Genomic DNA, 14,081 nt, shown 5'->3' on the forward strand with positions numbered 1-14,081 from the left:
GGACTTGGAGCACCGACAGGTCGCTAGTCTCGCTTTAGTCACGAGTGACGGCAAGTATCTGCTCCACATTCCGGTTAAACCGTTGGCACGCCGCAGGTATACTCTGCCCCTTGAAATTTTATGTTGCCGCTGGCATCGCCAGCGGCCGACAACGTTTGTGTTTATTTAAGGGGACCACATGACTGATCAATCCACCAATGCCTCGTGGGGCGGCCGTTTTGCCGAGCCAACCGATGCTTTTGTTGCCCGTTACACCGCGTCGGTGGACTTTGACCAGCGCATGTACCGTCAGGACATTCAGGGATCGGTTGCCCATGCCCGCATGCTGGCGCATGTCGGCGTGCTGACCAACGCCGAGCGCGACGATATTATTCGCGGTCTGGAAGAAGTTCGGATCGAAATTGAACGCGGCAACTTCAACTGGTCGGTCGCACTGGAAGACGTTCATATGAACATCGAGGCCGCGCTGACCGCCAAAATCGGTATTACCGGCAAAAAACTGCACACCGGCCGCTCTCGTAATGATCAGGTCGCGACCGATATCCGCTTGTACCTGCGCGACGAAATTGATCTCATCTGCTCCGAACTGACCCGCTTGCAGCAGGGCCTGATCGAACTGGCCAGCCGGGAAGCCGATACCATCATGCCCGGCTTCACCCACCTGCAAACGGCACAACCCGTCACCTTTGGTCACCATTTGCTGGCCTGGAATGCGATGCTGGAACGTGACTATGCGCGTCTGCAGGACTGCCGGAAACGCATGAACCAGTTGCCACTCGGCGCTGCTGCCCTGGCGGGCACGACCTATCCGATTGATCGTTTTTACACTGCCGAACTACTGGGTTTTGATGCCCCTACCGAGAACAGCCTGGATTCGGTCTCCGATCGCGATTTTGCCATCGAATTCAGCAGCGCTGCGGCCCTGATCATGATGCATATGTCGCGTTTTTCAGAAGAGCTGGTGCTGTGGGCTTCGGCGCAGTTCCGTTTTATCGATCTGCCGGATCGTTTCTGTACCGGTTCATCCATCATGCCGCAGAAAAAGAACCCGGACGTCCCCGAGTTGGTACGCGGCAAGACCGGTCGGGTTTATGGCCACTTGGTCAGCCTGCTGACACTGATGAAATCCCAGCCATTGGCCTACAACAAGGACAATCAGGAAGACAAGGAGCCACTGTTTGACACCGTCGATACCCTGCGGGACAGCCTGCGGGCATTCGCCGATATGGCTCCCCATCTGCAAGCACGCCGGGACGATATGCGGGATGCTGCCAAGCGCGGCTTCTCCACCGCCACCGACCTCGCTGACTACGTGGTGCGCAAGGGCATTCCCTTCCGCGATGCCCATGAAATTGTTGGCAAGGCTGTCGCTTATGGTCTGGCACAGGGCAAGGATCTCAGTGACATGACGCTGGAAGAGTTGCAGCAGTTCTCTGCTGAAATCAGTGCCGATGTGTTTGAAGTGCTGACACTGGAAGGCTCAGTCGCCGCTCGTAACCACATTGGTGGCACTGCGCCAGACCAGGTACGCGCTGCGGCAATACGCGCCAGCCGTGCATTGGCTGACCGCGAAGAAAACCTTGCCTGAAATACCCGGAAGTCTGCCGAACTTAGGGCTGCTCTGCTGCAGGAGAGTGGAATCTGGCTCTTTAGAGTCACCAGTATTGACAGGAATCCGCTGGACTCCCGCCAATACTGGCTTCAGTCAACAGCCCTGCCCTCTCAGAAAGTGGCCCGTCAAAAAGTGGCCCGTCAAAAAGTACGGCGTGCCCAAAAGTCCCGTACGTCAATCGATACCGCACACTGTCTGTTTACAGCTGCTGCCGCTTTTTGAACCAGCCTTGCTGCCCGGCAATCGTGACCAGACGGAACACCAGCACGGCATGCATAACGCCGATCAACCCTGCCGGGGCATAGTCGTTGACGCTGAACATTTCCCATACCAGCGCCGGTAGTACCAGAATCGGAAACCAGGCAACATAGCGATAGAAGAAGTTTTCGAAACTGGAGATTGCCTGATTTTCCGTCGTTGTTATCTTGTTTTTATTATCTTTTTTCACATCAACCTCTGAAGGATATGCTCTGCTGCGCGGGATGGATTTCAGGCCTGCTGCCTTTATAAAGTGCTGAACAGGCGTTGCTCAGCAAGATCGGGGACAACCCTGATAGTCTGCTAAGGGATCATATTGACAGCCCGATTGCCACTCGCCCTTGGTCGTAGGACGGCTTAACCTGTTATAAGTTTGACTGCTAGACTGATAATAATCGTTTGTTTTGGAGCGGCCGTGCCTTTTCTCCACCTTTGCCTGTTCACGCTGACATTGCTATCTCTGGGTGCCTGTGATCAGCATGCTCCCTTACCCTTGCTACGCATCGGCACCAACGTCTGGCCCGGTTATGAGCCTTTTTATCTGGCCAGGGAAGACGGCTTGCTGGATACCGGGCAACTACGTCTTGTAGAGCTGGCCAGTGCTCCCGATGTAATGGATGCCATGAGACAAGGGCAACTGGAAGGCGCCGCATTGACACTGGACGAGGTCTTGCTACTCACCAGCGAGGGACTGGATCTCACCGTGGTGCTGATCTGCGACCAATCCCTGGGAGCCGATGTGGTTCTGGCCAGGCCAGAGATTCACAGCGTCGCCGAGCTGGCAGGCCTGCGCATTGGCGTTGAGACCAGTGCCGTCGGTGCCTTGATGCTGCAAGCCGCACTGGCATCGACACAGCTCACGCTCAGTGATATCACCATCGTCAACCTGAGGCAGAATGAATATCTTGATGCGCTGGCTGCTGGCCGGATAGATGCCGCTGTCACCTTTGCGCCGTATTCTTTGCAGTTGCTTGCCGCCGGTGCGACTCCGCTGTTTTCCAGTGCCGATATTCCTGGCCAGATTGTCGATGTGCTCGCCGTCAGAACCGAGTTACTGGCAACCCGACACACCGCCTTACGTGGCCTGGTAAACGGTTTTTTGGTATCAAAACAACGTATTGAACGTGGCGACCCGGCTGCCCTTGATATCATTAACCGACGGCTCAAGTTACCAGCCACTCACATCAAAGATGCCTACTTGGGTCTGACAATGCCCGATCAGGATGAGAATCTGCGACTACTGGCTGGCCCTCGCTCCCGCTTGTCCCGTCACGCCAGTGATCTCGTCAAGCTGATGCAAACCCACCACTTGCTGAAGCCCGGCTCTATCCCGACCCTGCGCACGACGGCGTCCCTGGTCGCAGAGAACGGGCCGTGAGACCTAATGGATCCTACTCCATTCGCCTCATTCTGATGTCCTGGGCCGTACTGGCACTGGGCACGACAGCCATTGCAGTGGCCTACTTTCTTTTTGATGCGACCAACAGTCAGTTCCATGACAGCTGGAAAAACAAGATCGAATACGACCTTGGTGTACTGCAACAGCAGCTGCAACATTCACTGGCCGTAGAAAACACCGCCCTCGCAGACCGATCCGTCAGCTATATGGCCACTCATCGCTATATCACCCGTGTCGATGTGATTCAACATGGATTGATCCTGTTCTCTACTGATCGTGGTCGCATGGGCGCATCAGGGCAACTGCCAACCGTACTCCATAACAGTCGCCCATCGCCAGGCAATCAGCAACAAGCATTGCTACTGTCAGAACAGGGCAATATCTACACCGCCGCCTTGCCGATTTATTACCAGAGTGGTATTCGCCAGCAGTCCAGGGGGTTGCTGGTCGCCTGGTACAACGTTCGGCAGGAATATCACCATATGCTGATCGACCTGGCGCAAAAGCTGGCCCTGCTACTGGGCCTGATCCTGCTCTATAGCCTTGGCCTGAGCCAATTACTCAAACGTCAGGTGCTGGCACCGTTAACACGCTTGCAGGGCTTTACCCAAAGCTTGCGCCAGGGTGAACTCGGCCTGACCCTGGAACAATGCAGCAGCCGGGAATTTACCGAGCTGGGCGATACCTTCAATCAACTCAGCCGCCACTTGCAGTTATCGATCGCCCAGATTGAGCGGCAAAACGCTGTCGACCGGGCCTTCTCTCGCACCTTCCCCGATGTTGCCTTCCTGATTGACCGCGAGGGATACATTCGCGAACGCATCGGTAACCAGCACAGCAGCGTGTCAGAGCTATCACGTAATCTGACCGGTCAACCGGCCTGGGGCTGGATCGAACACGAACAGTCAGACAGTGTCCGGGCTTGCTGGCTACGTGCCATCAGTCAGGAGTCAGTAGTGATTGAGTCGCTGCAGCATCAGGATCGCTATCTCGAATCCCGCATGACCCCGTTTCGCCTTGAACGCAGCGATGGGCAGGGTGTCGACGGCGTCTTCTGGCTGATCCGGGATGTGACGGAACTGCGGCTGAAACAGCAAGAGGTGGAATACCGCGCCCACTACGACACCCTAACCCGGCTCAGCAACCGGGAGATGGCGCAGAGTCGTGTCAAGGAACACCTGTCGGAAGCGCGCAAATGCTCCCGTTTTGGTGCCCTGCTGTTTATCGATCTGGATCATTTCAAGAATATCAATGACTCGCTGGGTCATCCTGTCGGCGACGCCATATTGCGACAGGCAGCGGAACGATTAATCCACTGCGCCGGGCCACGTGATCTGTGCGCCCGGCTGGGAGGCGATGAATTCCTGTTGCTGCCCGATGAACTTTACAGCGATGCCAATGAAGCTGTCGACCAGGCCACCAACTTCGCGAGCGCCTTGCTGGAACAATTCCGGCAACCGTTTTTATACGATCGACACAGCTTCCACCTGTCTGCCAGCATTGGTATTTCATTATTTCCTTTTGACCAGAGCACCTCGTCTGACCTGATCCGCCAAGCCGATACCGCCATGTATTATGCCAAAGCCCATGGACGTAATGGCTGGAGCCTGTATAGCGAGCATATGCAACGGGAAACCCAGAGCAAGCTCAGCCTGATCAATGACCTTCACGATGCCATCAAGGCCAGAGCCTTCAGCCTGGCCTTTCAACCACAGCTTGACCATCTCGGGCGCATCATTGGCGCTGAGGTGCTGTGCCGGTGGCAACACCGGGGCAAGCCAGTGTCGCCCGACCTGTTTATCGCTGCTGCCGAAGAGGCCAACCTGATTGTAGAACTGGGTGACTGGGTGCTGTCAGCCAGCTGTCAGACACTGGCCAGGCTGCGACAGCAGCATTTACTCCCCCAGGGATTCGAACGACTCGCCATCAATATCAGTCCGGTACAGTTCCTCAATGCCAACTTTTTTGACCAATTGGTGTTCCATATCGAAGCATTTGATATCCCGCCAGGATTGGTGGAACTGGAAATCACCGAGGGGATTTTTGTCAATGACAAGCAGCTGGTCAAATCACTGATTCAACGGCTGGTACACCACGGCTTTAATGTCTCGATGGATGATTTTGGCACTGGTTATTCCTCCCTCAGTTACCTCCAGAGCCTGCCGATCCAAACACTCAAGATTGATCGCAGCTTTGTCAGTAACATCAACAACTCCGCTGCCGATGCCAATATTGTTGACTACATTATCCAGCTGGGCCATAGCCTGTATCTGGATATTGTCGCCGAAGGTGTGGAAACCGAGCAGCAACGGGAGTACCTTCTGTCCCATGGTTGCACCAAATTCCAGGGCTATCTGTTTAGCAAACCACTGGATGAAACTGCCTTTATCGAGTACCTGACCCCTGATTCTTCATGAAGCTGCCGCTGGTTTATCACTCCAACTACTCCTGTCCCTTCCCCGCAAACCACCGCTTTGTGATGTCCAAGTTCGTGCGTTTGTACGAACTCCTGTTGCAGCAGGGATATATCAGCGACAACCTCTACCAACCGGCCATGGCCTCCGTCGCCGACCTTGCGATTGCCCACAGTCCGATTTATCTGCAAGGGCTGCTCGACAATGCCATTGAGGCAAAAGCCTGGCGACGTCTGGGCTTACCCTGGAGCCAGGGGCTGATTGACCGCACCCTGACCGCACCCAATGGCACCCTGCTGGCCGCCCGGCTGGCACTCCAGTATGGCATCGCCAGCCATTTGGGCGGCGGCACTCACCATGCCCATTATGATTTTGGCTCCGGTTTTTGTCTGGTCAACGACCTCGCCTATACCGCACTCACCTTATTGCGACGACGAGAAGTCAAACGGCTGCTTGTGTTTGATCTGGATGTGCATCAGGGCGATGGTACCGCCGCCATGCTGGCGCACGAACCCCGCGCCTTTACCTGTTCCATTCACTGCGAGAAAAATTTTCCATTTCGTAAAAGCCGCAGTGACCTCGATATTGGCCTTGATCAATACCTCGATAATGTTGCCTATCTTGCGATCGTTAGAGAAACATTCGAACGCCTGATTCATGAACAACAGCCAGAGCTGGTGATTTACGATGCCGGTGTGGATGTGTGGGAAGGGGATGAGCTCGGCCACCTGAATGTAACCCTTGAGGGGATTCAGCAGCGTGATCGCTGGGTACTGGAATATTGCCAGCAACGAAGAATACCAGTAGTGACTGTGATTGGCGGAGGCTACGACAAAGATCACCAACGCCTGGCCGAACGCCATGCCAGCGTGGTGAAAACGGCTTACCAGGTATTTGAACAAAATCAGTCGATACACGCTGTGCAAACAGACAAGTCAGAAACAAAACCAGACGCCTGAACGTCTGGTTTCACAAATGGCGACAGCACGGTTTATCAGAACAACACGTGCACGGCGGCATCAATACCACTGTGGGTAGATTGGGTTTCGTAGGTATTATAGCCATCCGTAGCATCCTGCCAGCTGATGGACTTGAATTTGTAGCCTAACTCAACGTCCAGATGTTCATGGAACTGCCAGATCACACCACCGCCAAAGTTGAATGCCAACCCGGAAAGATCGTCATTATCCGAAAAGTACTGAGCAGAATCCTCAAACGTATAAGAACCCAGTCCCACCATCAGGTAAGGCTTGATGCTTTCACCCCAGACGAAGTAGTAGTCAACGTCAAAACCGCTGTACGTTTCATCCTCATAGTTTTCATCGTATTCGACATCAATGGAGCCAATAGACAACTCCAGACGATTGGCATAACTCCACTGATAGCCAAGACGTATTGAAGCGTTCGAATAGCTGTAGTCGTACGTCGTGGAGGTTGAGCCCTGTGTGTACTCTTCTTCGCCACTGCCTGCCAACCCGGCCATCCCGGCACCAATATAAAACTGGCCTGCCATCACAGACGAAGAAGACGCCACCATCAAAGGCAGCAAGGATTTTGCAAATATTTTAGACATCATGACGCTCTCCTGAGCTTTGGGAAAATCACACGGTGCAAACAGGAAGAGGGGCTGGGAAGAAAAAGGAGGGACCCGACATCCTGTCAGTCAATAATAAAAAGCCCTCGAATACTCGAGGGCTTAAACGAAAAAAACGGGCAGCTTAATGCTTGCCCAGTTTCTCGCGAATTTGCTGAATGGTACGCAGCTGGGCTGCGGCTTCAGCAAGCTGGGTCAGAGCACGAGAATAATCAAAATCTGCACCCTGATTTTCCAACGCCTGCTCAGCGTGTTTCTTGGCTTCCAGAGCAGCAGCTTCGTCTATATCGTGCGCACGAACTGCTGTATCAGCCAATACAGTCACACTGTTTGGCTGAACTTCCAGATAACCACCAGAGACGTAAACAATCTCTTCGCTACCGCCTTGTTTGACGATACGAACCGGACCTGGCTTCAGCGGGGTCAGCAGCGCCGCATGGCCTGGTTCAACACCCAGATCACCCAGCAGGCCTGCAGCGACGACGCGCTCGACCAGACCGGAGAAGAGATTCTCTTCGGCACTGACAATATCGCAATGTACAGTGATCGCCATAAGGTATTCCTCAGGTTGAGGAGGTAAAGCCGGAATAACCCGGCCTTACCAGCCCGTATTACATGTTTTTGGCTTTTTCGACGGCTTCGTCGATGGTACCAACCATGTAGAAGGCTTGCTCTGGCAGGTTGTCGTAATCACCGTTCAGGATACCCTGGAAACCACGGATGGTTTCTTTCAGTGAAACGTACTTGCCGGGCGCACCCGTGAACACTTCTGCCACGTGGAACGGCTGAGACAGGAAACGTTCGATCTTACGTGCACGAGCAACCAGCTGCTTGTCTTCGTCGGACAGTTCGTCCATACCCAGAATCGCAATGATGTCCTTCAGCTCTTTATAACGCTGCAGTACACCCTGAACCCCACGAGCGATGTCGTAGTGTTCATTACCGATAACCAGTGGATCCAGCTGACGTGAGGTAGAGTCCAGTGGATCGATCGCCGGGTAAATACCCTTGGATGCGATGTCACGGCTCAGTACCACAGTGGAGTCCAGGTGGGCAAAGGTGGTTGCTGGAGATGGATCCGTCAAGTCATCCGCTGGTACGTATACCGCCTGGATAGAAGTAATGGAGCCGTTCTTGGTGGAGGTAATACGCTCCTGCAGAACACCCATTTCTTCAGCCAGAGTCGGCTGGTAACCTACTGCGGAAGGCATACGGCCCAGCAGTGCAGATACTTCGGTTCCCGCCAGGGTATAACGATAGATGTTGTCAACAAACAACAGTACGTCTTTACCTTCGTCACGGAATTTCTCTGCCATGGTCAGACCAGTCAGAGCCACACGCAGACGGTTGCCTGGGGGTTCGTTCATCTGGCCGTACACCATCGCTACTTTGGATTTGGCTTTGTCATCCAGGTTTACAACCCCGGATTCCGCCATTTCGTAGTAGAAATCGTTACCTTCACGAGTCCGCTCACCCACACCTGCGAATACCGACAAACCGGAGTGTGCCTTCGCAATGTTGTTGATCAGCTCCATCATGTTGACGGTTTTACCAACACCGGCACCACCAAACAGACCGACTTTACCACCCTTGGCAAACGGACAAACAAGGTCAATTACCTTGATACCGGTTTCCAGCAGGTCGGTGGAGTTGGCTTGCTCATCGAAGCCGGGCGCTGCACGGTGAATAGAGTAACGCTCTTTTTCACCGATCTCGCCACATTCATCAATCGGACGGCCAAGGACGTCCATAATACGTCCCAACGTCTCGATACCGACTGGTACAGAGATGGGAGCGCCAGAGTTTGTTACCTGAAGGCCACGCTTGAGACCTTCTGTGGAGCCCATCGCAATAGTACGAACCACGCCATCACCCAGCTGTTGCTGAACTTCCAGAGTAGTTTCAGTACCATCAACGGTCAGGGCGTCGTAGACCTTGGGTACGCTGTCGCGTGGGAATTCCACGTCGATAACGGCACCGATGATCTGTACGATACGTCCGCTCATATTCGGTTCCTCTTAACCTTAAAACCTTCGTTCCCCGGCTTATACAGCCGCGGCGCCGCTAACGATTTCCGAAATTTCCTGGGTGATCGCTGCCTGACGAGCCTTGTTGTATAGCAGATTCAGCTCGTTAATCATCTCACCGGCGTTATCGGTGGCACTTTTCATTGCCAGCATACGCGCGGCCTGTTCACAGGCATTATTTTCAACCACACCCTGATACACCTGGGACTCAACATAGCGAACCAGCAAGCCTTCAAGGATATCCTTGGCATCCGGTTCGTAGATGTAGTCCCAGTGGTATTTCAGTGAATCGTCTTCTTCCGCTTTTAGCGGCAACAATTGTTCCGCGATGGGCTGTTGCGTCATGGTGTTCACAAAGCGATTGTGCATGATGAACAGGCGATCGATCTTGCCTTCATCAAATGCATCCAGCATCACTTTTACCGAACCGATCAGGCTGGCCAGTTCCGGCGCATCACCCAAATGGGTTTTTGCAGCCACAACGTTGCCACCAAAATTGGCAAAGAACAGCGATGCCTTGGCACCCACAGAGCAGAAGTCTACTTCCACGCCTTGTTCTTTCCAGTTTTTCGCTTGCTGTGCAACACGCTTGAACAGGTTGTTGTTCAAACCGCCACACAGGCCACGGTCGGAGGAAACCACAATGTAACCAACGCGCTTGATGTCGCGTTCTTGCAGATAACGATGGCGGTATTCAGATGTCGCATTCGCCAGGTGACCGATAACACTACGGATTTTATCCGCAAATGGACGGCTCTGGGTCATGCGCAGCTGAGCGCGACGCATTTTACTAACAGCCACTTTTTCCATGGCTGACGTAATTTTTTGCGTGCTTTTTACGCTCGTAATCTGCTCTTTAATTTCTTTACCGACTGCCATAATCAAGCTGCCTTACGTTGCGTGAATCCACGCTGGCACGGGATTAGCTCCGTGCCAGCCCCGGACTTACCAGGTCTGAGAGCTCTTGAAAGATTCAATACACTCTTTCAGACCGGCTGCGATCTCGTCGTTAAAGTCGCCTTTCACGTTGATTTTCGCCATCAGTTCAGCAAACTCACTGTTGGCAAAGCTCAGCAGGCCAGCTTCGAATGGACGGATTTTCGCCACTTCTACGTCGTTCAGGAAGCCTTCATTGGCGGCATAAATCACCAGACCCATTTCCGCAGTCGACATCGGTGCGTACTGGCCTTGCTTCATCAGCTCGGTCACTGCGCGGCCATGTTCCAGCTGCTTGCGGGTCGCTTCATCCAGATCAGAAGCGAACTGGGCAAACGCTGCCAGTTCACGGTACTGAGCCAGCGCCAGACGAATACCACCGCCCAGCTTCTTGATGATTTTGGTCTGTGCTGCACCACCGACACGGGAAACCGAAATACCGGCGTTCATCGCTGGACGTATGCCAGAGTTGAACAGGTTGGTTTCCAGGAAGATCTGACCATCGGTGATCGAGATCACGTTGGTTGGTACAAACGCCGAGACGTCACCGCCCTGGGTTTCAATGATCGGCAGGGCCGTCAGCGAACCAGTCTTGCCTTCAACACCGCTTACGTTTTTGACGTAATCAGGGTTCACCCGACAAGCACGTTCCAGCAAACGGGAGTGCAAATAGAAAACGTCACCAGGGTAAGCTTCACGACCAGGAGGACGCTTCAGCAACAATGAGATCTGACGGTAAGCCCAGGCTTGTTTGGTCAGGTCATCGTATACAATCAGGGCGTCTTCACCGCGATCGAGGAAGTATTCACCCATCGCACAACCGGCATATGGTGCCAGAAACTGCATCGCTGCAGGATCGGCGGCACCAGCGGCAACAATGATGGTGTGTTCCATGGCGCCGTGCTCTTCCAGTTTACGAACCACGTTCGCAATGGAAGACTGCTTCTGGCCAATCGCCACGTAGACACACTTAATACCAGTGCCTTTCTGGTTAATGATGGCATCAATCGCCATCGCCGACTTGCCGGTCTGACGGTCACCAATGATCAGCTCACGCTGGCCACGACCGACAGGAACCATGGAGTCAACCGCCTTGTAACCGGTTGGCAACGGCTGATCTACACCCTGACGAGCAATTACGCCAGGTGCAACGCGTTCAACAGGTGCCGATGTGCTGGTCTCAATCGGACCCTTGCCGTCAATCGGGCGACCCAGAGTGTCCACAACACGACCCAGCAGGGCTTCGCCGGTTGGAACTTCCAGGATACGACCGGTACATTTCGCTTTCTGGCCTTCGGCCAGCGATTTGTATTCGCCCAGAATAACCGCGCCTACAGAGTCGCGTTCCAGGTTCATGGCCAGGCCGTAGACACCGCCGTCAAATTCAATCATCTCACCGTACATTACGTCGGCAAGACCATGGATACGAACGATACCGTCGGATACGGATACAACGGTGCCCTCGTTCTGGGCTTGTGAAGTCACATCGAGACTTTCGATGCGTTTTTTGATGACTTCACTGATCTCGGATGGATTCAGTTGCTGCATGCATCGTCCCTCAAACTAGGATTTCATCGCTTCGGCCAACTTTGACAGCTTGCCTGTGAGTGAGCCGTCAATAACCAGGTCGCCTGCACGAATAATAGCGCCGCCGATGAGTGACTCATCGACTTCGCTGGTCATTCGGACATCGCGTTGCAGTTTGGCTTTAAGCGCCTGAGCGAGCTTGTTTGACTGAGTTTCGGTCAGTGCGTACGCAGAGGTCACTACGACATCTACTGCGTTTTGCAGCTGGGCCTTCAGCTCTTCATAAAGAGCTGTAATTTCAGTCAACAGCGTCAGGCGCTTGTTTTCTGCCAGTACGTGCACCAGGTTTTTGGCTGCGTCATTAAGCTTTTCGCCACATACGTCAATCAAGGCTTGTGCCTGCTGCGCCGCAGTCAGAGAAGGATGTACCAGCAGCTTCGCCATCTCGGCGTCAGATGCATAAGTGGACAGCAGGGCCAGATCGTCTGACCATGCATCCAGGGACTTCTTCTCTTCTGCTTCAGCAAACACGGCCTTGGCGTATGGCCGAGCGAGAGTGGTTAATTCAGCCATGGCAACCTCGCTTAGAGTTCTTCAGTCAGTTGATTAAGCAGATCAGCGTGAGCTGATGCATCGACTGACTTGCCCAGGATCTTGGTAGCGCCGGCAACCGCCAGCTCAGATACCTGTTTGCGCAGAACTTCTTTCGCGCGGTTAACCTCTTGCTCAACTTCTGCTTGAGCAGCAGCTACCAGGCGGTCACCTTCAGCGCGAGCGGTTTCTTTCGCTTCGTCGATGATTTGGTTGGCACGCTTGTTAGCCTGTTCGATGATTTCGGCAGCTTTTTCTTTGCTTTCACGCAGCTGGGAAACGGCTTTTTCCTGAGCCAGTTCCAAGTCGCGCTCGGCACGGTTTGCTGCGTCCAGACCATCGGCAATTTTCTTTTCACGCTCTTGCATGGCACCCAGCAGGTGGGGCCATACGAATTTCATGCAAAACCACACGAAAATCGCGAATGTGATGATCTGGCCGATAAGTGTCGCGTTAATGTTCACGCCAGACTCCTCATGTTCGTTGGTTAAGGAAGTTCGTTAAAAAAGGAACGACCCTTAGGCAGCGAACATCAGGTACAGACCCAGACCAACACCGATCATTGGTACGGCGTCAAGCAGACCAGCGATCAGGAACATCTTGCCCTGCAGCATTGGACCCAGCTCAGGCTGACGCGCAGTACCTTCCAGCAGACGACCACCCAGCAGACCAAAACCGATAGCTGTACCCAGCGCACCCAGACCGATCATCAGAGCTGCAGCCAGGAATACCAGACCTTGTTCCATAGTTTTCTCCAAATAGTAGTTAAGTTAGTTAGTAAGTTAATGGTTAAAAATTAATGATCTTCGTGGGCCATGCTCAGATACACGATGGTCAACATCATGAAAATGAAGGCTTGCAGAGTGATCACCAGAATGTGGAAAACAGCCCATGCCCACTGCAGTACACCGCCCAGCAGGAACAACGCTCCGCCAGCAGTGAACATCAGGGCAATCAGGATAAAAATCATTTCGCCAGCATACATGTTACCGAACAGCCGCAGCGCCAGAGAGATTGGCTTGGCCAGCAGGGCAACCGATTCCAGAAACAAGTTGACAGGGATAAAGACGGCTTGCAGTACCGGATTTTTGACCTTGAATGGCTGCAGGCACAGTTCACCGGCAAAGCCGCTGATGCCCTTGACTTTGATAGAGTAAAAAATCATCAGACTGAAGACAGTCAACGCCATACCCATGGTGATATTGACGTCGGTGGAGGGAACCACTTTCATGTAGTGCAGACCAAACAGGCCGAAGATAGAAGGCAAAACGTCAACCGGGATAAGATCCATGAAGTTCATCATGAATACCCAGCAGAAAATAGTCAGCGAGAGCGGTGCTACCAGCGGATTGCGGCCGTGAAACGACTCTTTCACGGTGCCATCGATAAATTCCACGATCATTTCGACAAAGTTCTGCATACCGGTCGGAACCGCTGTCGTGGCACGTTTTGCGCCGCGCCAGAACAGGAACATGATCAGGGCGCCAAGGCCGATAGACCAGCCCAGGGAATCGACGTGCACGGCAGAGAAGCCCATATCGGCGGCTTCTTCCTTGCTGTGAGCCATGGTCCAGGTGTCATGAGACAGTTCGTGCTCATGTGCCTGGCCCTGTTCGTCGACTTCGTGGCGAACGTAGCCCGCTGGCAGTTTGCCATAGGTAAGATTGGTCAGGTGGTGCGAGATATACTCTTGGGAGTTTCCAGCCATCGTTCACTCTCAGTC

General features: G+C 53.5%; 14 protein-coding genes. 4 read left to right on the forward strand and 10 right to left on the reverse strand.

Annotation, left to right across the window (positions count from 1 at the left end; translation table 11 throughout):
* The first annotated feature begins 178 nt into the window (after positions 1-178).
* Positions 179-1,588, forward strand: coding sequence for an argininosuccinate lyase (gene argH, locus WG929_RS16180; protein WP_416206914.1), 1,410 nt, complete (start codon positions 179-181; stop codon positions 1,586-1,588).
* Between the two features lie 223 nt (positions 1,589-1,811).
* Here the strand turns inward: argH and WG929_RS16185 are convergent, their stop codons facing one another.
* On the reverse strand, positions 1,812-2,060 hold the full coding sequence (locus WG929_RS16185) for a hypothetical protein (protein ID WP_416206915.1): 249 nt from the start codon (positions 2,058-2,060) through the stop codon (positions 1,812-1,814).
* A gap of 225 nt (positions 2,061-2,285) precedes the next feature.
* On the opposite strand from WG929_RS16185, the gene WG929_RS16190 reads away from it, so the two are divergent.
* From WG929_RS16190 to WG929_RS16200, 3 genes are read left to right on the forward strand one after another with little or no spacing between them, the layout of a single operon-like run.
* A complete protein-coding gene (locus WG929_RS16190; RefSeq protein ID WP_369856169.1) occupies positions 2,286-3,248 on the forward strand; it encodes an ABC transporter substrate-binding protein in 963 nt (320 codons plus the stop codon).
* A complete protein-coding gene (locus WG929_RS16195; RefSeq protein WP_416206916.1) occupies positions 3,245-5,686 on the forward strand; it encodes a putative bifunctional diguanylate cyclase/phosphodiesterase in 2,442 nt (813 codons plus the stop codon). The genes WG929_RS16190 and WG929_RS16195 overlap by 4 nt, the downstream gene beginning before the upstream one ends.
* On the forward strand, positions 5,683-6,642 hold the full coding sequence (locus WG929_RS16200) for a histone deacetylase family protein (protein WP_416206917.1): 960 nt from the start codon (positions 5,683-5,685) through the stop codon (positions 6,640-6,642). The genes WG929_RS16195 and WG929_RS16200 overlap by 4 nt, the downstream gene beginning before the upstream one ends.
* A gap of 35 nt (positions 6,643-6,677) precedes the next feature.
* Here the strand turns inward: WG929_RS16200 and WG929_RS16205 are convergent, their stop codons facing one another.
* The 9 genes from WG929_RS16205 to atpB form a co-directional block, all read right to left on the reverse strand.
* Positions 6,678-7,259, reverse strand: a complete 582-nt coding sequence (locus tag WG929_RS16205) for an outer membrane protein (RefSeq protein ID WP_416206918.1) — start codon at positions 7,257-7,259, stop codon at positions 6,678-6,680.
* Between the two features lie 142 nt (positions 7,260-7,401).
* Positions 7,402-7,830 carry a F0F1 ATP synthase subunit epsilon gene (locus tag WG929_RS16210; protein WP_369856173.1) on the reverse strand — a complete coding sequence of 143 codons (429 nt, stop codon included), beginning with the start codon at positions 7,828-7,830 and terminating at the stop codon, positions 7,402-7,404.
* 58 nt (positions 7,831-7,888) lie between these two features.
* Positions 7,889-9,283, reverse strand: a complete 1,395-nt coding sequence (gene atpD / locus WG929_RS16215) for a F0F1 ATP synthase subunit beta (protein ID WP_416206919.1) — start codon at positions 9,281-9,283, stop codon at positions 7,889-7,891.
* Between the two features lie 39 nt (positions 9,284-9,322).
* Entirely contained in the window at positions 9,323-10,183 is an 861-nt protein-coding gene (gene atpG, locus WG929_RS16220; protein WP_416206920.1) for a F0F1 ATP synthase subunit gamma, read from the reverse strand.
* Between the two features lie 66 nt (positions 10,184-10,249).
* A complete protein-coding gene (gene atpA, locus WG929_RS16225) occupies positions 10,250-11,788 on the reverse strand; it encodes a F0F1 ATP synthase subunit alpha (protein WP_416206921.1) in 1,539 nt (512 codons plus the stop codon).
* Between the two features lie 15 nt (positions 11,789-11,803).
* Positions 11,804-12,340: a F0F1 ATP synthase subunit delta gene (locus WG929_RS16230; RefSeq protein WP_416206922.1), complete on the reverse strand. Its 537-nt coding sequence runs from the start codon at positions 12,338-12,340 to the stop codon at positions 11,804-11,806.
* Between the two features lie 11 nt (positions 12,341-12,351).
* Positions 12,352-12,822, reverse strand: a complete 471-nt coding sequence (locus tag WG929_RS16235; protein WP_369856178.1) for a F0F1 ATP synthase subunit B — start codon at positions 12,820-12,822, stop codon at positions 12,352-12,354.
* Between the two features lie 54 nt (positions 12,823-12,876).
* Positions 12,877-13,104 carry a F0F1 ATP synthase subunit C gene (gene atpE / locus WG929_RS16240; RefSeq protein ID WP_015488783.1) on the reverse strand — a complete coding sequence of 76 codons (228 nt, stop codon included), beginning with the start codon at positions 13,102-13,104 and terminating at the stop codon, positions 12,877-12,879.
* Positions 13,105-13,154: 50 nt separating this feature from the next.
* Positions 13,155-14,066: a F0F1 ATP synthase subunit A gene (gene atpB / locus WG929_RS16245; RefSeq protein ID WP_416206923.1), complete on the reverse strand. Its 912-nt coding sequence runs from the start codon at positions 14,064-14,066 to the stop codon at positions 13,155-13,157.
* Positions 14,067-14,081 lie beyond the last annotated feature (15 nt).

This window comes from Oceanobacter antarcticus (assembly GCF_044962685.1).
In the GTDB taxonomy this organism is placed as follows: Bacteria; Pseudomonadota; Gammaproteobacteria; order Pseudomonadales; family Oceanobacteraceae; genus Oceanobacter; species Oceanobacter antarcticus.